Origin of the sequence: Streptomyces sp. NPDC006332 (genome assembly GCF_040612855.1) — a bacterium.
In the GTDB taxonomy this organism is placed as follows: domain Bacteria; phylum Actinomycetota; class Actinomycetes; order Streptomycetales; family Streptomycetaceae; genus Streptomyces.
Window position 1 is genome coordinate 1 of sequence record NZ_JBEXRA010000036.1, and the last position, 25942, is coordinate 25942.

A 25942-nucleotide genomic window follows, 5' to 3' on the forward strand; every position below is an offset into this window, starting at 1 on the left:
CGCCCGGTTACATTTCGAACCCGGAAGCTAAGCCTTACAGCGCCGATGGTACTGCAGGGGGGACCCTGTGGGAGAGTAGGACGCCGCCGAACAATCATTCAAAGGGTTGGATCCTGAACTTCGGTTCGGGGTCCAACCCTTTTTTGTTGTGCGTCACTTGAAGTTCACGTTGCGCAACCAGCATCCAAAGCATGGGTACTGCTGCAATGCTCAGGGCCGCCGGCGTCGGAGTCGGTGACGAGGTCGTCGTACCGGCGTTTGGGAACGTGGAGGTCGCCGAGGCCGTGGTGTTGGCCGGCGCGCTACCGGTGTTCGCCGACATAGAACCGCTGACCTACTGCCTCGCCCCGTCCGCTGTCGAGGCGGCCGTGACCTCGCGGACGGCGGCCGTCGTCGTCGTACACCGCTTCGGTCGGCCGGCCGACATGGCGCGGCTGTTGGGGCTCGGGGAGCGGCATGGGCTTCTCGTGCTGCAGGAGGCGGAGTCCGAGGCGCCGTACGACGAGGTCGCTCAACGCCGACAGCGGGCGGCCTATCTCGATATGAAGTTGCGGGGTGTGCGGACGCCTGACGGAGGTGTCGGCCACAGCTATCAGCAGTACGTGGTGCGGGTGCCGGGGAACGGGCGGCCGGACCGGGACGCCTTCGCCCGCGCCGTGCGCGCTCGGGGTGTCGACTGCCGGGTCCCGGTGAAGACGCCGGTGCACCGGATGCCCGAATACCGTCGGTGCGTGTCCCTGCCGGAGACTGAGCGGGCCGCCGACGAGACGTTGGCGCTGCCGGTGGAAGCGTCCCTGACGAAGCGGGACATGCAGCGGATCGTGGGCGCGTGCAATGCCCTCGGCGGGCTGCTGCAGCCGGCCTTCTGAGGGCTGCGATACCCGGTGAACGTGGTTGGGAGCACAGACCTGTTCGGGGTATGATCTATTCCGTTGCCGCGGGGGAAACCTCGAAGGCGACCGGCCCCCATAGCTCAGTCGGCAGAGCGTCTCCATGGTAAGGAGAAGGTCAACGGTTCGATTCCGTTTGGGGGCTCCAGAAGAAAAAGGCCCTCGCCCTTCCGGGCGGGGGCCTTTCGCATGTCGTCGTCCGTCCTTCGTCAGTCCTTGTGGAGGCCGGGGACGCGCATCGCGAGGATGGCCATGTCGTCTGACGGGGCGTCCGAGGCGAAGCGTTCCACCGCGCGCATGATGCGGGCCGCGACCGCGCCCGCCGTGAGGCCCGTGCAGGTGGTGAGGACATCGGCGAGGCCGTCGTCGCCCAGCATGCGGGTGCCCTCGCGGCGTTCGGTGACGCCGTCCGTGACACACAGGAGGACGTCACCCGGATCGAGCGTGACGGTCTGCTCGTACAGCTCCAGGTCGTCCATGACGCCCAGGAGCGGCTGAGGTTCGGCGGCCGGTTCAACGGTGCCGTCCTGGCGGAGACGGAGCGGGAGAGGGTGGCCCGCGCAGACCACCTTCAGTTTGGCGCTGCCGTCCTCCTGCGGCCACAACTCGCCGTAGAGGAGGGTCAGGAAGCGGCTGCGCGCGCCCTCGTCGAGAATCGCCGAGTTCAGGCGCTCCAGGACCGCCGGGCCGCTGAGGCCCTCGCGGGCCAGCAACCTCAGCGCATGACGGGCCAGGCCGGTGACCGCCGCGGCGTTCGGGCCCGTACCGCAGACGTCTCCGATGGCGAAGCCGTAGGCGCCGTCGCGGATGGGGAAGAGGTCGTAGAAGTCGCCGCCGACCTCGTTGCCCTCGCCGGCCGCGCGGTAGATGACCTCGACCTCCACGCCGTCGATCTCGGGGAGTTCGGGCGGCAGGAGACTGCGCTGGAGGGACTGGCTGATCGCTGTGCGCTCGGAGTAGAGGCGGGCGTTGTCGAGGGCGAGCGCGGCCCTGCGGGAGAGGTCCTCGGCCAGCTCCAGGATCTCCTGGCGGAAGTGCTCGTCCGTGGGCTTGCCCAAGGTCAGCATGCCGATGACGCGGTTACGGGCGACGAGCGGGAGGACGACGGTTTCGCCGCCGACCGCGGAGGCTGTGGCGAGCGTCGGGCCGATGCCTGAGGCGATCTGACGGGTCGGGCCGCCGTTGAGGCCCAGACTGCGCATGGAGCTGCGCAGGGCCGCCTGGTGGGCCGCCTCGCCGGGCGCCGACCAGACCCGGGCGCCGGGGGTCGGGACCGGGTCCGGCGGGTGCACCTTCGACAGCAGGGACTTGATGCCGTCGATCAGGTCCTCGTCCTCGTGCAGGACGTACGACAGATACGGCTCGGAGGCCTGGTCGGCGATGGTGTACACAGCGCACCAGGTGGCCAGGGTCGGGACCGTCATCTGCGCCATGAGGGCGAGGGTCTGGTCGCGGTCCAGAGTGCCGGCCAGGAGGTCGGAGGCCTCGACGAGGAAGCTCAGGGAGCCTCGGCGCAGTCGCTCGAGTTCACCGAGGCGGGCCGACTCCACCGCCAGCGCGATGCGGTCGGCGGCGAACTGGAGGCGCAGTGCCTCCTCGTTCGAGTATCTGCCGGGTGCCTCAGCAGCGACACCGAGGGAGCCCGTGAGGCGGCCCTCGACCTTCAGGGGCACGGTGACGACCGAGCGCATGCCGGTGCCCCTCAGCAGCGGTACGGCACCCGGTACGGCCGTGAGGTCGTCGTGGACCGCGGGCATACGGGCCGAGCCGTAGCGGCCGGGGCCCGCCTCCACGGGGACACGGGCGAAGCGCTGGCGGGCGGAGGGCAGGCCGGTGGAGGCGCGGACCTCCAACTCCGTTTCGTCGTCGGTGGCCAGGAGCAGGAAGGCGGAGTCGGCGTCCAGCATGTCGCGGGCGCGTTCCACCGTGCGCTGGAGGAGGCCGTCGAGGTCGTCGGGGGCGGGCGAGCCGATGAAGACCTCGAAGGGGTCGGTGCTCTGGCCGTCGGGGGACGTGGTCGTGTCGGAGGCGGGCACCCGCAACGGCGTCTGCAGGACGGCTCGTTCGTGGTCGCGGACGAGAAGGCAGACGGTGGAGGGCTCACCGGTCGTGTCGCGGACCCGGAGGTGGGAGGCGTACACGGAGGTGACGCGTCCGGTGGCCGCTCGGATGCCGTAACTGCCCTCCCAGCGGGAGAGTTGGAGGGCCTCGGCGATGCCGGTGCTGGTGCCGGGGGTGTGCGGCCAGGCGGCGAGGTCGGTGAGGGGCTTGCCGATGACGTGTTCGGCTGCGTAGCCGAAGAGTTCCTCGCCGTCCTCGTTCCAGGACGTGATGGCGCCGGTGCGGTCGATCTGGACGACGGCGACACGGACGCGGCCGTCGGCGAGCGGGAGGAGGGCGGAGGGCAGCGACGGGCCTGCGGCGCGGGTACCCATGGGGCGTTCGGGGAGGTCGAGTTGGAACCAGACCTGTTTGTGGGTGGGCGTGTACTCCACGCCCCAGCGGTTCGCCAGCGCCGCGCACAGTTGGAGGCCGCGGCCCCCCTCGCGGTCGAGGTTGCCCATGTTGACGGCCTGGCCCTGGAGGGGGATCTCGCGCTCCGGGTAGAGATCGGCCACCTCGATCCGTACACCGTCGTCACTGCGTAGACACAGGACGTCCGCGGAGGTGCCCGCGTGTACCACCGCGTTGGTCACCAGTTCGCTCGTAAGGACGACGGCGTCGTCGATGATGTCGGCGAAGCCCCAGCCCTGCAGGGTGTCGCGAACGAAGGATCGGGCGCTTGCGACCGATCGCCCGACGGGCTCGAAGCTGGCGGCCGCGCGCGCGGTGATCACTGAACTCCTCGGCCTGTTGTCGACGTGCTGGGCTGCCTGGCCTGCCGGATGGTGCCGCTGTTGCGGCAGGCCACCCGTCGGCCGGGGGTCCGGGGGCTGTTCCCCAGGGATCAGTCCGGTGGTCATGTGTGCGGCCGCCCCTCCGTGCCCGCTCGTTCTCGTGCCACCGCCCAGGCCGGACGGACCGGCGTGGCTGGACAGCCGCATGCAAGGTTACTTACCTTCCCCGTCCGTTCGGATGCCGGTCGGCGGTGTTTCCGCCCGGAGGGTGTGCGGACGATGTGCGAAGCTGCCGAACTGTTATGGCCTGGTTCGGCCGGGGTGAAACACTGGGCAAGCTTCCGGTGAAGGTACTGGCAGGCTGAGTGAGGTTTGCACGTGGTGGGCAGCAGCCCCCTGGCGCGGCCTGATATAGCGGACGTGGATACCCAGCAGTAACTCGTACGCCGAGCAGCAGTACGCGAGCACAGCAGTAACGGTCGACCCCTGCGGGAGGGACACAGTGGAGTCTGGCGCAGCGACGCGGGGCACTAAAACGCGCGCGAAAGGCGGACAGTCCCCGAGTAACCAGCGCAAGACGCGTGGCGGGACCACCGCGGTGGACACGGCTGCCCTGGACAGACTGATGGTGGCTCTCGTGGCGATGCGCGACGGGAACTTCCGTAAGCGGCTCACGGTGACCGGGGACGGTCCGATGTCGGAGATCGCTGCGGTCTTCAACGAGGTGGCCGACCGTAATCTTCACCTGACGGGTGAGCTGTCGCGGGTGCGGCGCATGGTGGGGCGCGAGGGAAAGCTCACAGAACGGCTGGAAACAGGCGCCTGTGAGGGTTCCTGGGCGACCGCGATCGACAACTCGAACGCCCTTGTGGACGATCTCGTTCGGCCTGTCGCCGAGGTGGGCCGGGTGCTGTCGGCGGTGGCGGAGGGCGATCTGTCCCCCCGTATGGAGTTGCGGACGCAGGTGCCGGAGGGCAGCGGGCAGCCGTTGCGCGGTGAGTTCCTGAAGGTCGGGCGGACCGTCAACAACCTGGTGGACCAGTTGTCGACGTTCACCGACGAGGTCACGCGGGTGGCCAGCGAGGTGGGCACCGAGGGCAAGCTGGGCGGTCAGGCCCGGGTGCGCGGTATGTCCGGTTCGTGGAAGGACCTCACCGAGTCCGTCAACACCATGGCGTACCGGCTGACGGCGCAGGTGCGGGACATCGCGCTGGTGACGACGGCGGTGGCCAAGGGTGACTTGTCCCGGAAGGTCACGGTTCACGTCGAAGGCGAGATGCTGGAGCTGAAGAACACCGTCAACACGATGGTGGACCAGCTGTCCTCGTTCTCCTCCGAGGTGACGCGCGTGGCCCGCGAGGTGGGCGTCGACGGCGAGCTGGGCGGCCAGGCGCAGGTGCCGGGTGTGGCGGGTGTGTGGAAGGACCTCACCGATTCGGTGAACCTCATGGCCGGCAACCTGACGGCCCAGGTGCGCGGAATCGCCCAGGTGACGACGGCGGTCGCCAACGGTGACCTGTCGCAGAAGGTGACGGTGTCGGCTCGCGGCGAGGTCGCCCAGCTCGCCGACACGATCAACCAGATGACGGAGACGCTGCGGATCTTCGCGGACGAGGTCACGCGCGTGGCCAACGAGGTCGGGGGCGAGGGTCAGCTCGGCGGACAGGCGAACGTGCCGGGTGCGGCGGGCACGTGGAAGGACCTGACGGACTCCGTCAACACGGCGTTCCGGAATCTCACCGGACAGGTGAGGAACATCGCCCAGGTGACGACGGCGGTGGCCAACGGCGACCTCTCCCAGAAGGTCACCGTGGACGTCGCGGGCGAGATGCTGGAGATGAAGAACACCGTCAACGGGATGGTCGACCAGCTCTCCGCGTTCAGCGCCGAGGTCACGCGGGTGGCGCGCGAGGTCGGTGTCGAGGGTGAGCTGGGCGGTCAGGCGACCGTGGCGGGGGCCGCCGGTACGTGGAAGGACCTGACGGACTCCGTCAACACGGCGTTCCGGAATCTCACCGGACAGGTGAGGAACATCGCCCAGGTGACGACGGCGGTGGCCAACGGCGACCTCTCCCAGAAGGTCACCGTGGACGTCTCCGGCGAGATGCTCCAGCTGAAGAACACCGTGAACACGATGGTGGACCAGCTCTCGGCCTTCGCCGACCAGGTGACGCGGATGGCCCGGGACGTGGGCACCGAGGGACGGCTGGGCGGTCAGGCCGTGGTGCCGGGCGTGTCCGGTACGTGGAAGGAACTCACCGACTCCGTCAACTTCATGGGCGGCAACCTCACCTCGCAGGTGCGGCAGATCGCTCAGGTGACGACGGCGGTGGCCCGGGGTGACCTGTCCCAGAAGATCGACGTCGACGCGCGCGGCGAGATCCTGGAGCTGAAGAACACCATCAACACAATGGTCGACCAGCTGTCCGCCTTCGCCGACCAGGTGACCCGGGTCGCCCGCGAGGTGGGCACGGCCGGGCAGCTGGGTGGTCAGGCGCAGGTGCCCGGCGTCGCCGGTGTGTGGCGTGACCTGACGGACTCCGTGAACGGCATGGCGTCCAACCTCACCGGCCAGGTGCGCAACATCGCCCAGGTCGCGACGGCGGTGGCCCGGGGTGACCTGTCCCAGAAGATCACCGTGGACGCGCGCGGCGAGATCCTGGAGCTGAAGAACACCCTGAACACGATGGTGGACCAGCTGTCGTCGTTCGCCGAAGAGGTCACGAGGGTGGCCCGTGAGGTGGGCACCGAGGGCATCCTCGGAGGTCAGGCCGAGGTGCAGGGAGTCTCCGGCACCTGGAAGGACCTCACGCAGTCCGTGAACTTCATGGCCAACAACCTGACGATCCAGGTGCGCAACATCGCCGAGGTCACGACCGCGGTCGCCAAGGGCGATCTGTCGAAGAAGATCACCGTTGACGCGAAGGGCGAGATCCTCGAACTCGTCACCACCGTGAACACGATGGTGGACCAGCTGTCCTCGTTCGCCGAGCAGGTGACCCGGGTGGCCCGTGAGGTGGGCACCGAGGGCATCCTCGGCGGGCAGGCGCACGCGTCGGGTGTCACGGGCATCTGGAAGGACCTCACCGACAACGTCAACCTGATGGCCAACAACCTGACCGTGCAGGTGCGCAACATCTCCCAGGTCGCCGCGGCCGTCGCCAACGGTGACCTGACGCGGACGGTGACGATCGAGGCCCGCGGTGAGGTCGCGCAGCTCGCCGACACCTTCAACACCATGGTGAAGACGCTGAGTTCGTTCGCCGACCAGGTCACCAAGGTGGCCCGCGAGGTGGGCACGGACGGCATCCTGGGCGGTCAGGCGCGGGTGCCGGGTGTGGCCGGTACATGGAAGGACCTCACCGAGTCGGTGAACCAGATGGCGTCCAACCTGACCGGTCAGGTGCGCAACATCGCCATGGTGACCACGGCCATCGCCAAGGGTGATCTGACCAAGAAGATCGACATCGACGCCCGCGGTGAGATCCTCGAACTCAAGACGACGATCAACACCATGGTCGACCAGCTGTCCTCATTCGCCGAGGAGGTCACCCGAGTCGCCCGCGAGGTGGGCACGGAAGGCCAGCTGGGCGGTCAGGCCCGCGTGCGCGACGTCGACGGCACCTGGCGCGACCTCACCGAGTCGGTGAACGAGATGGCCGGGAACCTGACCCGGCAGGTGCGTGCCATCGCGCGCGTGGCGACCGCGGTGACCCGTGGCGACCTGAACCTGAAGATCGACGTGGACGCGTCCGGCGAGATCCAGGAACTCCAGGACTACATCAACAAGATGATCGCCAACCTGCGCGACACCACGATCGCCAACAAGGAGCAGGACTGGCTCAAGGGCAACCTGGCCCGTATCTCCGCGCTGATGCAGGGCCGCCGCGACCTGGCGGACGTGGCCTCCCTGATCATGAGCGAGCTGACGCCGGTGGTGTCCGCGCAGCACGGCGCGTTCTTCCTGGCGATGCCGCTCCTCGACGGCAAGGACATCCGGGCCGAGAACGAGGACGAGTACGAACTGCGCATGCTCGGGTCGTACGGCTACTCGATGGGCTCCATGCCGACGTCGTTCCGGCCCGGTGAGGCGCTCATCGGGACGGCCGCCCAGGAGAAGCGCACGGTCGTGGTGGAGAACGCGCCCAGCGGCTATCTCAAGATCTCCTCCGGTCTCGGAGAGGCGCCGCCCGCACAAGTGATCGTCCTTCCGGTGCTGTTCGAGGGGAAGGTGCTAGGAGTCATCGAGTTGGCCTCCTTCACTCCCTTTACGCAGATTCAGAAGGATTTCCTCAACCAGATCGCCGAGATGATCGCGACCAGCGTCAACACCATCTCCGTCAACACCAAGACCGAGGTGCTGCTGAAGCAGTCGCAGGAGCTCACCGAACAACTGCGCGAGCGGTCGGCCGAGTTGGAGAACCGGCAGAAGGCCCTGCAGGCCTCGAACGCCGAACTCGAGGAGAAGGCCGAGCTGCTGGCCCAGCAGAACCGGGACATCGAGGTCAAGAACACCGAGATCGAGGAGGCGCGTCAGGTCCTGGAGGAGCGCGCCGAGCAGCTCGCCGTGTCCATGCGCTACAAGAGCGAGTTCCTCGCGAACATGTCGCACGAGTTGCGGACGCCGCTCAACTCGCTGCTGATCCTGGCCAAGCTGCTCGCCGACAACGCCGAGGGGAACCTGTCCCCGAAGCAGGTCGAGTTCGCCGAGACGATCCACGGGGCCGGTTCCGACCTGCTCCAGCTGATCAACGACATCCTGGACCTGTCGAAGGTCGAGGCGGGCAAGATGGACGTCTCGCCGACGCGTATCGCGCTGGTCCAGCTCGTCGACTACGTGGAGGCCACCTTCCGGCCGCTGACCGCGGAGAAGGGCCTGGACCTGTCCGTGCGGGTGTCGCCGGAGCTGCCCGCCACGCTGCACACGGACGAACAGCGGCTGCTCCAGGTGCTGCGCAACCTGCTGTCCAACGCGGTGAAGTTCACCGACTCCGGCGCGGTCGAGCTGGTCATCAGGCCGGCCGGCCGGGATGTGCCGGCGGCGATCCGCGAGCAGTTGCTGGAGGCCGGCTCGCTGCGGGACCCGGGTGCCGACCTGATCGCGTTCTCGGTGACCGACACCGGTATCGGGATCGCGGCCAGCAAGATGCGGGTGATCTTCGAGGCGTTCAAGCAGGCGGACGGTACGACCAGTCGCAAGTACGGCGGTACCGGTCTGGGGCTGTCGATCTCACGCGAGATCGCGCAGTTGCTCGGTGGTGAGATCCACGCGCAGAGCGAGACGGGGCGTGGATCGACGTTCACGCTGTATCTGCCGCTGTACCCGAGCGAACTGCCGCCGCAGGGCTATCAGCAGCTCGCGCCCGCTCTGGCTGTCGGTGACCTGGTGGCGTCCGCCGCGAGGCTGCCCGAGTCGATCGAGCTGTCCGACGTGGAGGTCGAGACGCCGGCCGAGGTGAAGTCGTACCAGGAGACGCAGAACGGCCCCGCCGCGCTCTTCCGGCGCCGCCGCAGGCCCGTACAGGAGATCGAACAGCGGCACGCACAGCTGGAGCAGTGGCCGACGGCCACGGAGCAGGAATCGGCACCGAAGCCGCGTCGTGGCATCCGGTTCGGCGGGGAGAAGGTGCTGATCGTCGACGACGACATCCGCAATGTCTTCGCGCTGACCAGCGTCCTCGAACAGCACGGGCTGTCCGTGCTGTATGCCGAGAACGGCCGCGAGGGCATCGAGGTGCTGGAGCAGCACGACGACGTGGCGGTCGTCCTGATGGACATCATGATGCCCGAGATGGACGGTTACGCGACGACCACGGCGATCCGCAGGATGCCGCAGTTCGCCGGGCTGCCGATCATCGCGCTGACCGCGAAGGCGATGAAGGGTGACCGGGAGAAGGCGATCGAGTCGGGTGCCTCCGACTACGTCACCAAGCCGGTCGACCCGGATCACCTGCTGTCGGTGATGGACCAGTGGATGCGTGGCGAGTGACCGGTGGATGTATGAGCGGTGACGGGAACGGTCGGACCGTGTTCGGGCTTCGTGCCGATGTCGCGGGAACCTCCGCTGGAAGCGCCAAGTCGCTGATCCGGGGTGGCCGCGGTCGTGTAGAAGTACGGGATCCGGGGAACCTTCTGGTCTCCCGCTACGTTTCTGCTATGTGCACCGTGACATCACGGTGACAGGGTGTGGCGACAGGTGGGGTGCGGCTACGATGACCGGCACAAGGACGGGCGGCGCAAGGGAGTCGTCCCCGGGGGCGGCGCCGGTCGGCGTCACCCCGAGTCCTGCGGACAGGGGAGGCCCCACGCCGGGGCGAGGAGGGCGGGCCATGGTGCAGAAGGCCAAGATCCTCCTGGTCGATGACCGGCCGGAGAATCTGCTGGCGCTGGAGGCCATCCTCTCTGCGCTCGATCAGACGCTGGTGCGGGCATCGTCCGGGGAGGAAGCGCTCAAGGCGCTGCTCACGGACGACTTCGCGGTCATTCTGCTGGACGTCCAGATGCCGGGCATGGACGGATTCGAAACGGCCGCGCACATCAAACGGCGGGAGAGGACCCGGGACATCCCGATCATCTTCCTCACCGCGATCAACCACGGACCGCATCACACCTTCCGCGGGTACGCGGCGGGCGCGGTCGACTACATCTCGAAGCCGTTCGATCCCTGGGTGCTGCGCGCCAAGGTGTCCGTGTTCGTCGAGCTGTACATGAAGAACTGTCAGCTTCGCGAGCAGGCGGCGCTGCTGCGGCTCCAGTTGGAGGGCGGTGGCGGCAAGTCCGCGGCCGGCGAGGCCAAGGAGCCCGCGGGACTGCTCGCTGAGCTGTCCGCGCGGCTCGCGGCCGTCGAGGAACAGGCCGAGGCGCTGTCCAAGCAGTTGGACGACGATTCCGCGGACGCGGCGGCGGTGGCCACGGCGGCCCATCTCGAACGCAAGCTCACGGGGTTGCGTCGCGCGCTGGACGCGCTCGAGCCGGGTACCGGGAGTTCTCCCGCGGTGCCCTCACAGAACTGACGCATGCCGTAGTCGGCGTGGCCTACAGGGCTGCCCGGCTGCGGTTGGCGTTTTTCGCGCGGGTCTGTGGCGCTGTCGGCGGCCCTGAGCGTGAGCGAGCGTCAATTCTGCTCCCTTTCAGGGGCGACACGAATGGGTGAAGCAGTGGGCACGCGTGTCCGCTGCCGTCTCCACCGGTAACCTCACACCTATGGCCTCACGTCCCTCCGCAGCCAAGAAGCCCGCCAAGAAAGCGGCCGCTCCGGCGAAGGCTCCGGCGAAGAGGGCCGCCGCGAAAAAGGCCCCCTCGAAGAAAGCGCCCGCCAAGAAGGCAGCGGCGAAGAAAGCCGCGCCCCCGAGGCCGGCGCCGAGCCCGACCGGTGGCATCTACCGCCTCGTCCGTGCCGTCTGGCTCGGTCTGGCGCACGCTGTCGGTGCGGTGTTCCGCGGGATAGGGCAGGGCGCGAAGAACCTCGACCCCGCCCACCGCAAGGACGGCGTCGCGCTGCTGCTCCTCGGTCTCGCGCTGATCGTCGCCGCCGGCACCTGGTCGAACCTGCGCGGCCCCGTCGGTGACCTCGTCGAGATGCTGGTGACCGGAGCCTTCGGCCGGCTCGACCTGCTCGTGCCGATACTGCTCGCGGTCGTCGCCGTACGGTTCATTCGACACCCGGAGCAGCCCGAGGCCAACGGGCGCATCGTGATCGGGCTGTCCGCGCTGCTCGTCGGCGTGCTCGGCCAGGTCCACATCGCCTGCGGCTCGCCCGCCCGCAGCGCAGGCATGCAGGCGATAAGGGACGCCGGCGGCCTCATCGGCTGGGGCGCGGCCACCCCGCTGACGTACACCATGGGCGACGTCCTCGCCGTACCCCTGCTCGTGCTGCTCACGGTCTTCGGGCTGCTCGTCGTCACGGCGACCCCGGTCAACGCCATTCCGCAGCGGTTGCGCCTGCTCGGGGTGAAGCTGGGCATCGTCCACGACCCGGTCGAGTACGAGCTGGGCGACGACGACGAGCGGTACGACGAACAGTGGCGCGAGGCGCTGCCCGCGCGCACCCGTCGGCGCGCTCTGGCCCCGGCGGAGTACGACCCCGACAGCGCCGAGCAGGACGCGCTCTCCGAGCGCCGCGGTCGTCCTCGGCGCTCGGCCGTTCCGCAGCCCGACATGAACCGCGCCCCGGACGCCGTGGACGTCGCCGCAGCCGCCGCTGCGGCGCTCGACGGTGCCGTCATGAACGGCATGCCGCCCTCGCCGATCGTCGCGGACCTCACCCAGGGGGTGACCGTCGCGGACCGTGCGGAGACGACGCCGACACCGACACCCGTACCGGCGCCGGCCAGCAGGCCCAAGCAGGAGAAGCTCGACACGCCCCGAAAGGGAGAGGTCCGGGACCTCACGAAGTCGCCGCCCAGCGAGCCGCGCGAGCTGCCCGCGCGGGCCGAGCAGCTGCAGCTGTCCGGGGACATCACGTACGCGCTGCCCTCGCTCGACCTCCTCACCCGCGGCGGCCCGGGCAAGGCGCGCAGCGCCGCCAACGACGCCGTGGTCGCCTCGCTCACGAACGTCTTCACCGAGTTCAAGGTCGACGCCTCCGTCACCGGCTTCACCCGTGGACCCACGGTCACGCGCTACGAGGTGGAGCTCGGGCCCGCGGTGAAGGTCGAGCGGATCACGGCTCTCGCCAAGAACATCGCGTACGCCGTCGCCAGTCCGGACGTGCGGATCATCAGCCCGATCCCCGGGAAGTCGGCCGTGGGCATCGAGATCCCGAACACCGACCGCGAGATGGTCAACCTCGGTGACGTGCTCCGGCTGGCCGAGTCCGCCGAGGACGACGACCCGATGCTGGTCGCCTTCGGCAAGGACGTCGAGGGCGGCTACGTCATGCACTCGCTGGCGAAGATGCCGCACGTGCTGGTCGCCGGCGCGACCGGTTCCGGCAAGTCCTCCTGCATCAACTGCCTGATCACCTCGGTCATGATGCGGGCGACACCCGAGGACGTCCGGATGATCCTGGTCGACCCCAAGCGCGTCGAACTGACCGTGTACGAGGGCATCCCGCACCTGATCACGCCGATCATCACCAACCCCAAGCGGGCCGCCGAGGCACTCCAGTGGGTCGTACGGGAGATGGACCTGCGGTACGACGACCTGGCGGCGTACGGGTACCGGCACATCGACGACTTCAACCGTGCCGTGCGCGAGGGGAAGGTCAAGGCCCCGGAGGGCAGCGAGCGGGAGCTCTCGCCGTATCCGTACCTGCTGGTGATCGTCGATGAGCTCGCCGACCTGATGATGGTCGCGCCGCGGGACGTGGAGGATTCCATCGTGCGCATCACGCAGCTCGCGCGCGCGGCCGGCATCCACCTGGTGCTCGCCACCCAGCGGCCCTCCGTCGATGTCGTCACCGGCCTGATCAAGGCGAACGTGCCCTCCCGGCTCGCCTTCGCCACGTCCTCGCTGGCCGACTCGCGGGTCATCCTCGACCAGCCCGGGGCCGAGAAGCTGATCGGCAAGGGCGACGGGCTGTTCCTGCCGATGGGGGCGAACAAGCCGACCCGTATGCAGGGCGCCTTCGTGACCGAGGAGGAGGTCTCGGCCGTCGTCCAGCACTGCAAGGACCAGATGGCGCCGGTCTTCCGCGACGACGTCACCGTGGGCACCAAGCAGAAGAAGGAGATCGACGAGGAGATCGGCGACGACCTCGACCTGCTGTGCCAGGCGGCCGAGCTGGTGGTCTCCACCCAGTTCGGGTCGACGTCGATGCTGCAGCGGAAGTTGCGGGTCGGTTTCGCGAAGGCGGGGCGGCTCATGGACCTGATGGAGTCCCGGGGGATCGTCGGACCGACCGAAGGGTCGAAGGCTCGTGACGTTCTTGTGAAGCCTGACGAGCTGGACGGCGTGCTCGCGGTGATCCGCGGGGAGGCTTAAAGAGATCCCCAAGCCGGGTGTTCGATCGTGACTCACTCGTAAGGGATCATCGAGCAACCGTTTCCCTTCGACGTACGTCAAGTTGAGGGAAGCAAAAAGCTACCGCCGCCATCGGCGTGTCCGGCCATACCGATGGCGTACAAAGTCCCACCGTCCGGTTGCCTCACCCTTTCGTACCCCCCATAGACTGAACCTCCAGCACAGGCGGCTAAAACGCTCGAAAGGCGCCCCCGTGTCCATCGGCAACTCCCCTGAAGACGAGCGTCCGTTCGAAGACGACCGTGAGGAAGCCCGCCTCTCCATCGGTCGCGTCCTCCAACAAGCACGTATCGCGGCCGGGCTGACGGTCGACGACGTCAGTTCCGCCACCAGGGTCCGCCTGCCCATCGTGCACGCCATCGAGGCGGACGACTTCGGTCCGTGCGGTGGGGACGTGTACGCTCGCGGGCACATCCGAACCCTGGCCAAGGCTGCCCAGCTAGACCCTGGACCGCTGCTCGCCCAGTTCGACGCCGATCATGGTGGGCGTCCGGCTCCCACACCCGCCGCACCTCTGTTCGAGGCGGAGCGCATCCGGCCGGAGCGGCGCGGACCCAACTGGACGGCGGCCATGGTCGCCGCCATCGTCGCCGTCGTGGCGTTCGTCGGGTTCACCGCCGTCAAGGGCGGTGGCGACGACGAGGGCGCGAACACGCAGGTCGCCGAGGGTGTCAAACCCTCGACGAGCAAGAAGTCCTCGCCCACCCCGAAGAGCGACAAGCACGAGGGCGCGAAGCCGGAATCCTCGGACAGCGCCATCGCGGCCGCGCCCCAGGACAAGGTGACGGTCCAGGTCAGCGCCGCCGACGGGAAGAGCTGGATCTCCGCCAAGGATCACAACGGCCGACTCCTGTTCGACGGACTGCTCAAGCAGGGCGAGTCCAAGACCTTCCAGGACAGCGACAAGGTCAACCTCGTCCTCGGTGACGCGGGCGCGATCCAGCTGTATGTGAACGGTAAGAAGATCGAGAACGACTTCCAGCCCGGGGCCGTGGAGCGGCTCACGTACACGAAGGGCGACCCTCAGGTCGGGTGAGGACGCTCCGGTGTCGGTCAGGGGCGCTGGGGCGAGGAAGGGGGTTGGCCAAGATCGGCCAGCCCCCTTCGACATGGGGTGTCAGTGGGACGAAGTAGTCTTGAGCCCATGCCTGAACGCCGTACCGTCGCACTCGTCACTCTTGGCTGCGCCCGTAACGAGGTGGACTCGGAGGAGCTCGCAGGCCGCTTGGAGGCGGACGGCTGGGACCTCGTGGAGGACGCCTCCGACGCGGACGTCGCCGTCGTCAACACGTGCGGCTTCGTCGACGCCGCGAAGAAGGACTCCGTCGACGCCCTGCTGGAGGCCAACGACCTCAAGGGGCATGGCAGAACCCAGGCCGTCGTGGCGGTGGGCTGCATGGCCGAGCGGTATGGCAAGGACCTCGCCGAGGCTCTCCCCGAGGCCGACGGCGTACTCGGCTTCGACGACTACACCGACATCTCCGACCGCCTGCAGACCATCCTGAACGGCGGCATCCACGCCTCGCACACCCCCCGCGACCGCCGCAAGCTGCTGCCGATCAGTCCGGCCGAGCGGCAGGAGTCGGCGGCGTCCGTCGCACTCCCCGGACACGGACCGGCCGAGCAGGACGCTCCGGTCGCCCCTGCGGATCTTCCGGAAGGGCTCGCTCCGGCCTCTGGGCCCCGCGCGCCGCTGCGTCGTCGTCTGGACGGCTCCCCGGTCGCCTCGGTGAAGCTCGCCTCCGGCTGCGACCGGCGCTGCACCTTCTGCGCCATCCCGTCCTTCCGCGGCTCGTTCATCTCGCGTCGGCCCTCCGATGTGCTGAACGAGACGCGCTGGCTGGGCGAGCAGGGTGTCAAGGAGATCATGCTGGTCTCCGAGAACAACACGTCCTACGGCAAGGACCTCGGCGACATCCGCCTGCTGGAGTCGCTGCTGCCCGAGCTCGCCGAGGTCGACGGCATCGAACGGGTGCGCGTCAGCTACCTCCAGCCGGCCGAGATGCGGCCCGGGCTGATCGACGTGCTCACCTCAACGCCCAACGTGGCGCCGTACTTCGACCTGTCCTTCCAGCACTCCGCGCCCGACGTGCTGCGAGCGATGCGCCGCTTCGGTGACACCGACCGCTTCCTGGAGCTGCTCGACACCATCCGGAGCAAGGCCCCCCAGGCGGGCGTGCGCTCCAACTTCATCGTGGGCTTCCCCGGCGAGACCGAGGACGACCTGGCCGAGCTGGAGCGCTTCCTGAACGGCGCGAGGCTGGACGCCATCGGTGTCTTCGGGTACTCCGACGAGGACGGCACGGAAGCGGCGACGTACGAGAACAAGCTCCACGAGGACGTCGTCGCCGAGCGGCTCGCGCGGGTCTCCCGGCTCGCCGAGGAGCTCGTCTCCCAGCGGGCCGAGGAGCGTGTGGGTGAGACCTTGCAGGTGCTCGTGGAGTCGATCGACGACGAGGGCGTCTACGGCCGTGCGGCGCACCAGGCACCCGAGACCGACGGTCAGGTACTGCTCACGAGCGGCGAAGGACTGAGCGTCGGCCGTATGGTCGAGGCAAAGGTGGTCGGTACGGAGGGTGTCGACCTGGTGGCCGAGCCGCTGCAGGGCTCGCTCGCGTGTAGTGAGGAGGCGGCAAGATGACCGGAGTACCGGCGTCCGCCGCGGGTGGCTCCTCCGCCGCCAAAGGCGGGACCGCGGGTGCGGCCGCTTCAGCCTCGGGTGCTCCGCCGGCGTCCGGTGCCGCCTCCGGGCCGGCCGGCCCCGCCGGTGTGGTCTCCGGTCCCTCCGGCGCGCCTCACCCGCCTGCCGTCTCCGGTCCTGGTGCCGTCGGTGGCTCCGGGGCTGATGCCGATGCGAAAGCCGCGCGCGGCGGGAAGATCGCGGCGGCGGCCGTCAACCAGGCCAGTGTCTGGAACATCGCCAATCTCCTGACCATGCTCAGGCTCCTCCTCGTGCCGGGCTTCGTCGCCCTGATGCTGGCCGAGGGCGGATACGACCCGGCGTGGCGCTCACTCGCCTGGGCGGCCTTCGCCATCGCCATGATCACCGACCTGTTCGACGGGCATCTGGCGCGGACGTACGACCTCGTCACCGACTTCGGGAAGATCGCCGATCCCATCGCGGACAAGGCGATCATGGGTGCGGCGCTGATCTGCCTGTCCGCGCTGGGCGACCTGCCGTGGTGGGTGACGGCCGTCATCCTCGGCCGGGAACTCGGGATCACGCTGTTGCGTTTTCTGGTCATCCGGTACGGCGTCATCCCGGCGAGCCGAGGCGGCAAGCTGAAGACCCTCATCCAGGGAGTTGCGGTCGGGATGTACGTCCTGGCACTGACGGGGTGGCTGGCCACGTTGAGGTTCTGGGTGATGGCGGCGGCGGTCGTGTTGACCGTCGTGACCGGACTCGACTATGTGAGACAAGCCATTGTGCTGCGCCGGCAGGGAATCGCCGAGCGCAAGGCGGCGTTGGAGGAGACGGAAGCGTGAGTTCCCCGGCCACCGAAGTGGTACGACTACTCACGGTGAGGGGTGAGACGCTCGCTGTCGCCGAATCGCTCACCGGCGGACTGGTTGCGGCGGAAGTCACAGCGGCCCCTGGAGCCTCGGTGGCTTTCCGGGGCGCGGTGATCGCCTACGCCACCGAACTCAAACATCGACTGCTGGGTGTCGACGACACTCTGCTGGCGGAGCGCGGAGCGGTGGATCCGCAGGTCGCGGCCCAGATGGCCGCCGGAGTGCGCAAGGCGCTCGGCACCGACTGGGGCATCGCGACCACCGGAGTCGCCGGGCCGGAACCGCAGGACGGCAAGCCCGTAGGCACGGTTTTCGTGGCCGTGGACGGGCCGTCCGCCCCGGATTTCGGAAACACCGGTGGCGGGAAAGTGACCGCGCTGCGGTTGAACGGCGACCGGGCGGAAATTCGTATGGAGAGTGTACGGAGCGTACTCGCACTGCTCCTGGAGGGGCTTGCGAGCGAACAGACCGGGAATGAGCGGGCACAGGATACGGAACGGAACGGGGGGTTTTGATGTTTGCAGCCCTGAGTGAACACGACATCGCTCCCCGCACGGCCGCGGCGCAAGGCGGTACGGTGGGGCGTAATGGATGCGGCTACGCGGTCCGAGGAGGGAGCCACCGATGATTCTGCTCCGTCGCCTGCTGGGTGACGTGCTGCGTCGGCAGCGCCAGCGCCAGGGCCGTACTCTGCGCGAAGTCTCCTCGTCCGCCCGAGTCTCACTCGGCTATCTCTCCGAGGTGGAGCGGGGGCAGAAGGAGGCTTCCTCTGAGCTGCTCTCCGCCATCTGCGACGCGCTGGACGTACGGATGTCCGAGCTCATGCGGGAAGTGAGCGACGAGCTCGCCCTCGCCGAGCTGGCCCAGTCTGCTGCGGCCACCCCCAGCGAGCCTGTGACCACGCCGGTTCGCCCGATGCTGGGTTCCGTCTCGGTGACCGGTGTGCCACCGGAACGGGTGACCATCAAGGCACCGGCCGAAGCGGTGGACGTGGTCGCCGCGTGACATCGCGCGGTCGTGCGCGTGAGCTGACGACGCACTGAGAAGTGTGCGGGCCCCGATCGGGGTCTCTCGGACGATCCGGAAACGGATCTTCTGAAGAGGCGCCGGTCGGGGCTTTCGTGCATCGTGGACCCGGGTGAGCGACTTCCGGCCGCGACCGTGTGCCGCTGGTGCGCCCTCCCTGCGGGAGTGGACGGCGGTCTGGCGTCGGGCTGGAGGTGGGCCATGGCACGGCCGACAGCGGGGCGGAGGGCTGGGCCCGTGGGGCTTGGGCGCCTGCTGGGGGCCTGGGCCGCTTGCGCGGCTCGGCGGTTCGGGGGCTCTCGGGGGTTGGTGGGTCTTCGGGTTTCTTGGCGTTCTTCGCGTTCCTGGCGCTTCTGTGGGGCGGTTCTTGGGTTCGGGGTGGTGTGGTGGTGGGCTGTGCTGCGGCTGGTGCTGTCGCCGGACGCGGGGGCGCTGGAGGGGACGGTCGCGGTCGGCGGGTGGGGGCTGAGTCTGCTGCCGGTGCACTGTGTGCCGAAGAGGCGGGCCGCGGGCGCTGTGGCCGCGGGGCGGTGGGGGCGGGCGTGGCGGGTGGCCGGGTCCGCCGTGGTGGTGCCGGGAGGGGAGAGCGAGGGCGGCGTTGACGGCAGGGGTGAGGGGCGGGACTGTGCGGGGCAGGACTGTGAGGGCGGCCGGGGGTGAGGATGTCTCGGGTGTCCCGGGAGGGTGTTCGGGAGCCGGTTCGCGAGCTGGTTCGGGGTGCGGGTTCCGGGCGCGGGTTCGGGGTGCGCACATGCGGTGCGGGTTCGGGAACCGGTTCGACGGACCGTCCGTTGCGGGGCTGCGGGCGGGGCTGCGGAGGCCCCTCCCGAAGGTGCTACCAAGGCATGGCCACCCCGCCGTTCGGGCGCAGGATCTGGCCCGTCGTGAAGGCTGAGGCGTCGGAGGCGAGGTAGAGGACGGCGTGGGCGATGTCCTCGGGTTCACCGACCCGGCCCAGCGGTGACATGCGAGCCATCAGTGACTCGGTGCGCGCCTGTGCCTCGGCGTCGTGGCGGTCGGTCATCGGGGTGCGGATCCAGCCGGGCGCGACCGCGTTGACCCGGATGCCGTGTCGGCCCACCTCGGTCGCCAGCGTCTTCGTCAGCTGGACGACGGCCGCCTTGGCGGCGCCGTAACAGAGCAGGCCGGCACCGCCCGTATCCACGGCTCCCGAGGCCATGGTGACGATGCTGCCCCTGACGTCCCGGGCCAGCATCAGCCGGGCGGCTTCCTGGCAGGCATGCAGCACGCCCTTGAAATTGACGTTCAGCACCCGGTCGAGGTCCTCGTCACGGGTCTCCAGGACCGGGCTGCTGTGCATGATCCCGGCGATCGCGGCCATCACGTCGAGACGCCCGCAGGAGGCGACGGCCTGGCGGAGCTGCTCGCGGTCGGTGACGTCGAGGTGATGGGCGTGAGCATGCCCTCCCGCGTCGTTGATGCTCCTCGCCGTCTCTTCCAGGCCGGGTGCGTCGAGGTCCGCGCAGTGCACGGTGGCGCCGGCCCGGGCCAGCATGACGGCGGACGCGCGGCCGATGCCGCCGGCGGCGCCGGTGACGAAGGCGGTGCGTCCGGTGAGGTCGTACGCGCTGACGGCCATGAGGGGACGGTACGAGGGTTTCTGACGGTGCGTCAATTAGTTGTACGGGTCTGGGCCGGCCGATGCCGGAGCGGGGCCGGACTGGCAGGTCGGGCACCAGTACGTGGGGCGTTCGCGGGAACCGTCACCCTGGTCGGCGACACGGACGGGCGTACGGCAGCGGAGGCAGGGGCGGGGCGCGCGGCCGTACACGAACAGGTCCTGGCCGCGGCGGCCCGTCGTGATACGGATCGGACGGTCCCGGTTGGCCTCCAGGAGCTTCTTGGCGAGCACGGGCAGGTGAGTGGCGCGGTCGCGGGGAAGGGCGCCGACGGGCAGCCAGGGGGTGACGCCGAGCAGGAAGCACAGCTCGCTCTTGTACACGTTGCCGATGCCGGCCAGGTTGCGCTGGTCGAGCAGGGCCTCGCCGAGGGGGCGGGCGGGGTCGGCGAGAAGGTTGGCCAGGGCCAGGTCCGGGTCCCAGTCCGGGCCCAGGAGGTCGGGGCCGAGGTGGCCCACGACGCGGTCTTCGTCGGCCGTGCGTAGGAGTTCGAGGACCGGGAGACGGTAGCCGACGGCCGTGCGGTCGGCGGTTTGCAGGATCACGCGGATCTGGTGGGCGGGGCCACCGGTCCAGCGCTGGTCGTTGCCGTACACCTTCCATGAGCCGTCCATCCGCAGGTGTGAGTGGAGGGTCAGACCGCCCTCGACGCGGGTGAGGAGATGCTTGCCGCGCGGGGTGACGTCCAGGACCGTGCGGCCGGTGAGGTCGGCGGTCGCGTACTTGGGAACCCGCAGGTCGCTACGGGTCAGCACCTTGCCGGCGAGGGCGGTGTGCAGCCGCCGGGCGACCTGCCAGACCGTGTCTCCTTCGGGCATGGGTCAAGGGTGGCACGGCGGGGGCGGGGCTTGCGTGGGGTGCCGTGCGTGGCACGTCTCCGCGACGGGTGGGCATCCGGCACTCCGGTGTCGCCGGGCGCGTCTCTCGGGGCTCCGGTTCTGCCCCAAGGGCAGGTTCAGGCTCGCAGGCGCAGGCCGCGGGGGGTGGCTATGAAGCCCGCTCCTTCCAGGAGGGTACCGAAGGGGGAGGTCAGGGCTGAGGAACCGTTGACGCGTTCCACGGTGACCGTGCCGAGGGAGCCGGCCTTCGCGGCCGTGGCGAGCGCCTCGGACGCGGTTCGCAGAGGGGAGTCGTCGGTGGCTGTGCCGTCGGGGTCGGCGGGCCAGGCCAGCAGGGTCTTGCCGCCCCGCTCCATGTAGAGGGTCAGTTCACCGTCGACCAGCACCACCAGGGAGCCCGCTTTGCGGCCCGGCTTGTGTCCGGCGCCCGTCGGGGGTTCCGGCCAGGGGAGAGCAGCGCCGTACGCGTTCGCGGGGTCGGCGGCGGCGAGCACGACGGCTCGGGAGTCGGAGGTGGGGCGAGGTCGGCGTCCGGGCGGCGCAGAGTTGTAGGGGCTGTACGGGCCGGTCTGCGGGGCGAGGTCGCGGGGGGAGGTCCATTCGCTGGGTGACGTGGGACCGGGGAAGGGGGGCCAGCCGTCGTCGCCGGATGGGGTTCCGGAATCGGAGGGGAGGGTCTGGTCGTGGGGATGATGCTGTCCGGCCGAAGGGTTTTGCCTGTCGTGTCCGGCTCCGGTTCCGAAGAGGTCGGGTGCGCCGGCGACGTCCTCGGGGAAGTCCGGGAGGGGGCCGAAGGCGTCGGGGCCGAAGTCGGTGTAGGGGGCGGAGCCGTCCGGGAGGGTGTCGGGGCGGGGGGCGACGCTGCCGGGGGTGCCGTCGGTCCGGAGGGGGAGCGGTAGGGCTTCGCCGCGGTCGCGGGCGTTGGCCACCGCGCGGAGGCGGTCGACCGCGCCGTCCATGGCGAACTGGGCGGCGCCGAGGCCCTCGACCACATAGCCACGCCGTGCCTGGCCGCTGTCCTCGAAGGCGGACAGGATGCGGTACACCGCCGAGAAGCCGCCTTCCACGCCCTCCGCGGCGACCGCTCCCCGGGTCACCACGCCATGCCGGTCCAGGAGGACGCGGGCCAGGGCGTGGGCACGCACCGTGGGATCCCCCTCAAGGTCCGGGAGCAGGGACCAGCGACCCGCGACGGTCGGCGGTCCGCTGCGGGAGGCGGGGCGGGCCGCGGCGGTCAGCGAGCCGTACCGCCCGCGCGGGATCGTGCGCTTGGCACGGTGGGCCGTGGAGCCCGCGGTACGACCCGAGCCCAACAGGGACCGCATGGGGGTCAGCGTGTCGTTGGTGAGCCTTCCGGACCAGGCCAGGTCCCAGAGAACGTCGGCCAGTTGGGGGTCGGTCGCGTCGGGATGGGTGGTCGCACGGACCTGGTCGGCGATCTGGCGGAAGAACAGGCCGTAGCCACCCGAGAGGGCGTCCAGAACGGACTGGTGGAGTGCGGTCAGCTCAAGGGGGTGCGGAGTGGGGAGCAGCAGGGGAGCCGCGTCCGCCAGATAGAGCGAGACCCAGCCGTCCTTGCCGGGAAGGGAGCCGGCGCCGGCCCAGACGATCTCTCCGGCGGCGGTGAGTTCATCGAGCATCGCGGGCGCGTAGTTCGCCACGCGGGACGGCAGGACCAGCTTTTCCAGGGCGGACGCCGGTACGGACGCGCCCTGCAGCTGCTCGACGGCTCGCACCAACCCGTCGAGGCCGCGCAGGCCGTGGCCCGTGCCGATGTGCTGCCACTGGGGGAGGAATTGGGCCAGCGCGGGCGGGGGCACCGGCTCCAGTTCGTGGCGCAGGGCGGCGAGGGAGCGACGGCGCAGGCGACGCAGGACCGTCGCGTCGCACCACTCCTGGCCGATCCCGGCCGGATGGAACTCCCCCTGGACGACCCTCCCCGTCGCCGCGAGCCGCTGCAGGGCGCCCTCGGTGACCGCCACACCGAGACCGAAGCGGTCCGCCGCCGTGGCCGACGTGAACGGGCCGTGCGTGCGCGCATGGCGCGCGAGGAGGTCGCCCAACGGGTCCTTGACGGGCTCCGTGAACGCCTCCGGTACGCCCACCGGGAGCGCCGTGCCCAGTGCGTCGCGCAGCCGGCCCGCGTCCTCGATCGCCGCCCAGTGGTCGACTCCGGCGATACGGACCCGGATCGCGCGGCGGGCGGCAGCCAGCTCCTGCGCCCACTGCGGCTCGGCGCCCCGCTCGGCGAGTTCGTCGCCCGTGAGTGGACCGAGAAGGCGCAGGAGGTCGGCGACGCCCTCGGCATCCTTGACGCGGCGGTCCTCGGTGAGCCACTGGAGCTCCTGCTCCAGCTCGGTCAGCACCTCGGCGTCGAGGAGTTCACGCAGCTCCGCCTGGCCGAGCAGCTCGGCCAGCAGACGCGAGTCCAAGGAGAGGGCGGCGGCGCGGCGCTCGGCGAGCGGTGAGTCTCCCTCGTACAGGAACTGGGCGACGTACCCGAAGAGCAGGGAGCGTGCGAAGGGGGAGGGTTCGGGGGTGGTGACCTCGACGAGGCGGACCCTGCGGGACTCCAGGTCGCCCATCAACTCGACCAGGCCGGGGACGTCGAAGACGTCCTGGAGGCATTCGCGGACCGCCTCCAGGACGATCGGGAACGAGCCGAACTCGCTTGCCACCTGGAGAAGTTGCGCGGCCCGCTGGCGTTGCTGCCACAGCGGCGTGCGCTTGCCCGGGTTGCGGCGGGGCAGCAGCAGCGCGCGCGCCGCGCACTCGCGGAAGCGGGACGCGAACAGCGCCGAGCCGCCGACCTGGTCGGTGACGACCTGGTCGACCTCGCCCTTGTCGAAGACGACGTCCGCCGCTCCGACGGGCGCCTGCTCCGAGTCGTACTCCGTGCCTGCGTTCATGGGCGCCTGGTCGAGCAGGTCCAGGCCCATCAGGTCAGCGTCGGGCAGCCGCAGGACGATGCCGTCGTCGGCGTGCATGACCTGGGCGTCCATGCCGTACCGCTCGGAGAGCTTGGCGCCGAGCGCGAGGGCCCACGGGGCGTGCACCTGGGCGCCGAAGGGAGAGTGCACCACGACCCGCCAGTCGCCCAGCTCGTCGCGGAAGCGCTCCACGACGATCGTGCGGTCGTCCGGGACGTGGCCGCAGGCCTCGCGCTGCTCGGCCAGATAGGACAGGACGTTGTCGGCGGCCCAGACGTCCAGGCCCGCGGCGAGGAGGCGGAGGCGGGCGTCCTCCTGGGGGAGGGATCCGACCTCACGGAGGAACGCACCCACCGCGCGGCCCAGTTCGAGCGGGCGGCCCAGCTGGTCGCCTTTCCAGAAGGGGAGCCGGCCCGGGACGCCGGGTGCGGGGGAGACCAGGACGCGGTCGCGGGTGATGTCCTCGATGCGCCACGAGCTGGTGCCGAGGGTGAAGACGTCGCCGACTCGGGACTCGTAGACCATCTCCTCGTCGAGTTCACCGACCCGGCCGCCGCCCTTCTTCGGGTCGGAGCCCGCGAGGAACACTCCGAAGAGGCCGCGGTCGGGAATCGTGCCGCCGGAGGTCACGGCCAGGCGTTGGGCACCGGGGCGACCGGTGATCGTCCCGGCCACCCGGTCCCAGACCACACGCGGACGCAGCTCCGCGAACGCGTCTGACGGGTAACGGCCGGCGAGCATGTCGAGGACGGCTGTGAAGGCCGACTCGGGGAGCGAGGCGAAGGGTGCGGCCCTGCGGACCATGGCGAGCAGGTCGTCCAGCTGCCAGGTGTCCATCGAGGTCATCGCGACGAGCTGCTGCGCGAGGACGTCCAGGGGGTTGGCGGGCACCCTGAGAGACTCGATGGAGCCGGTACGCATCCGTTCGGTGACGACCGCCGCCTGGACCAGGTCTCCGCGGTACTTCGGGAAGACCACGCCGGTGGAGACGGCTCCGACCTGGTGTCCCGCGCGGCCGACGCGCTGCAGACCGGAGGCTACGGAGGGGGGCGACTCGACCTGGATGACCAGGTCGACCGCGCCCATGTCGATGCCCAGTTCGAGGCTGGAGGTCGCCACCACCGCGGGCAGGCGGCCGGCCTTGAGGTCCTCCTCGACGAGGGCGCGCTGCTCCTTGGAGACCGAGCCGTGGTGGGCGCGGGCGATGACCGGGGGCGCGCCCTGGGCCGCGCCCGAGCCGCCCATCAGCTCGGCGGGGGCATGGTGCTCGTCGAGGGGTTCGCCGGTGGCACGCTCGTAGGCGATCTCGTTGAGCCGGTTGCAGAGTCGCTCGGCGAGGCGGCGGGAGTTGGCGAACACGATCGTCGAGCGGTGCGCCTGCACGAGGTCGGTGATGCGTTCCTCGACGTGCGGCCAGATCGACGGGCGTTCCGCGCCTTCACTGCCGTCGGCGACCGGGGAGCCGCCGAGTTCGCCCAGGTCCTCGACCGGGACGACGACCGACAGGTCGAACTCCTTGCCGGACTTGGGCTGGACGATCTCCACCTTGCGGCGGGGGGAGAGGTAGCGGGCGATCTCGTCGACCGGGCGGACCGTGGCCGAGAGTCCGATGCGGCGGGCCGGTTTCGGGAGGAGTTCGTCCAGGCGCTCCAGGGAGAGCGCGAGGTGGGCGCCGCGTTTGGTGCCGGCCACGGCGTGGACTTCGTCGAGGATCACCGTTTCGATTCCGGTCAGCGCCTCGCGGGTGGCCGAGGTCAGCATCAGGAACAGGGACTCCGGTGTGGTGATCAGGATGTCCGGGGGGCGGGTGGACAGGGCGCGGCGCTCCGCGGGCGGGGTGTCGCCGGAGCGGATGCCGACCTTGACCTCCGGCTCGGGTCGGCCCAGGCGGACGGACTCCTGGCGGATTCCGGTCAGGGGGCTGCGGAGGTTGCGCTCCACGTCGACGGCGAGGGCCTTGAGCGGGGAGACGTAGAGGACGCGGCAGCGTTTCCTGGGGTCGGCGGGTGGGGGTGTCGAGGCGAGCTGGTCGAGGGCGGCGAGGAAGGCGGCCAGGGTCTTGCCGGAGCCGGTGGGGGCTACGACCAGGACGTCCGAGCCCGCCGAGATGGCCTGCCACGCGCCCGCCTGGGCGGCGGTGGGGGCGTCGAAGGCGCCCGTGAACCAGCCGCGGGTCGCGGGGGAGAAGCCGTCCAGGGCTCGGTGTGCGGAGCTGACCATGTGTCCATCCTGCACCTCGGGACTGACAATGTTTCTGACCTGCGGGAATGGGGTGTGGGGGTGCCTGCGGCGGCCCGTGCGGGG

The 25942-nt window shown here is 69.9% G+C and carries 14 protein-coding genes, 1 tRNA gene and 1 rRNA gene; 12 read left to right on the forward strand and 4 right to left on the reverse strand.

The window, feature by feature from the left end:
- The 3 genes from rrf to ABZ027_RS28095 form a co-directional block, all read left to right on the forward strand.
- A 5S ribosomal RNA gene (rrf, locus tag ABZ027_RS28085) occupies positions 1-92 on the forward strand; the annotation flags it as partial.
- A 114-nt stretch (positions 93-206) separates the two neighbouring features.
- Positions 207-869 (forward strand): DegT/DnrJ/EryC1/StrS family aminotransferase, encoded by a 663-nt coding sequence (locus tag ABZ027_RS28090; protein WP_356773262.1) that lies wholly within the window; start codon positions 207-209, stop codon positions 867-869.
- Between the two features lie 93 nt (positions 870-962).
- Positions 963-1038 (forward strand) — tRNA-Thr (locus tag ABZ027_RS28095).
- Between the two features lie 61 nt (positions 1039-1099).
- Here ABZ027_RS28095 and ABZ027_RS28100 read toward each other — a convergent pair.
- A complete protein-coding gene (locus tag ABZ027_RS28100; RefSeq protein ID WP_356773134.1) occupies positions 1100-3853 on the reverse strand; it encodes a SpoIIE family protein phosphatase in 2754 nt (917 codons plus the stop codon).
- Positions 3854-4229: 376 nt separating this feature from the next.
- Between ABZ027_RS28100 and ABZ027_RS28105 the strand changes: the two genes are divergently transcribed.
- The 9 genes from ABZ027_RS28105 (at position 4230) to ABZ027_RS28145 (ending at position 18889) form a co-directional block, all read left to right on the forward strand.
- Entirely contained in the window at positions 4230-9716 is a 5487-nt protein-coding gene (locus tag ABZ027_RS28105; protein WP_356773136.1) for a HAMP domain-containing protein, read from the forward strand.
- Positions 9717-10056: 340 nt separating this feature from the next.
- Positions 10057-10740 carry a response regulator gene (locus ABZ027_RS28110; protein ID WP_356773138.1) on the forward strand — a complete coding sequence of 228 codons (684 nt, stop codon included), beginning with the start codon at positions 10057-10059 and terminating at the stop codon, positions 10738-10740.
- A 190-nt stretch (positions 10741-10930) separates the two neighbouring features.
- Complete coding sequence (locus ABZ027_RS28115) at positions 10931-13651, forward strand: DNA translocase FtsK (protein WP_356773140.1); 2721 nt, start codon at positions 10931-10933, stop codon at positions 13649-13651.
- Between the two features lie 232 nt (positions 13652-13883).
- Positions 13884-14726, forward strand: a complete 843-nt coding sequence (locus ABZ027_RS28120; protein ID WP_356773142.1) for a RodZ domain-containing protein — start codon at positions 13884-13886, stop codon at positions 14724-14726.
- 108 nt (positions 14727-14834) lie between these two features.
- On the forward strand, positions 14835-16331 hold the full coding sequence (gene rimO, locus ABZ027_RS28125) for a 30S ribosomal protein S12 methylthiotransferase RimO (protein ID WP_356773144.1): 1497 nt from the start codon (positions 14835-14837) through the stop codon (positions 16329-16331).
- Positions 16328-17176 carry a CDP-diacylglycerol--glycerol-3-phosphate 3-phosphatidyltransferase gene (pgsA, locus tag ABZ027_RS28130; protein ID WP_356773146.1) on the forward strand — a complete coding sequence of 283 codons (849 nt, stop codon included), beginning with the start codon at positions 16328-16330 and terminating at the stop codon, positions 17174-17176. Before rimO ends, pgsA begins: the two co-directional genes overlap by 4 nt.
- On the forward strand, positions 17173-17718 hold the full coding sequence (locus ABZ027_RS28135; RefSeq protein WP_356773148.1) for a CinA family protein: 546 nt from the start codon (positions 17173-17175) through the stop codon (positions 17716-17718). The genes pgsA and ABZ027_RS28135 overlap by 4 nt, the downstream gene beginning before the upstream one ends.
- Positions 17719-17827: 109 nt before the next feature.
- Entirely contained in the window at positions 17828-18208 is a 381-nt protein-coding gene (locus ABZ027_RS28140) for a helix-turn-helix transcriptional regulator (RefSeq protein WP_164347000.1), read from the forward strand.
- A 330-nt stretch (positions 18209-18538) separates the two neighbouring features.
- The gene (locus tag ABZ027_RS28145) at positions 18539-18889 is read left to right on the forward strand and encodes a hypothetical protein (protein ID WP_356773150.1); all 351 of its coding nucleotides are present in this window, start codon (positions 18539-18541) and stop codon (positions 18887-18889) included.
- A gap of 175 nt (positions 18890-19064) precedes the next feature.
- Here ABZ027_RS28145 and ABZ027_RS28150 read toward each other — a convergent pair whose 3' ends face one another.
- The 3 genes from ABZ027_RS28150 to ABZ027_RS28160 form a co-directional block, all read right to left on the reverse strand.
- On the reverse strand, positions 19065-19829 hold the full coding sequence (locus ABZ027_RS28150; protein ID WP_356773152.1) for an SDR family NAD(P)-dependent oxidoreductase: 765 nt from the start codon (positions 19827-19829) through the stop codon (positions 19065-19067).
- A 36-nt stretch (positions 19830-19865) separates the two neighbouring features.
- Positions 19866-20687: a DNA-formamidopyrimidine glycosylase family protein gene (locus tag ABZ027_RS28155; RefSeq protein WP_356773154.1), complete on the reverse strand. Its 822-nt coding sequence runs from the start codon at positions 20685-20687 to the stop codon at positions 19866-19868.
- Between the two features lie 137 nt (positions 20688-20824).
- Complete coding sequence (locus tag ABZ027_RS28160; RefSeq protein WP_356773156.1) at positions 20825-25858, reverse strand: ATP-dependent helicase; 5034 nt, start codon at positions 25856-25858, stop codon at positions 20825-20827.
- Positions 25859-25942 lie beyond the last annotated feature (84 nt).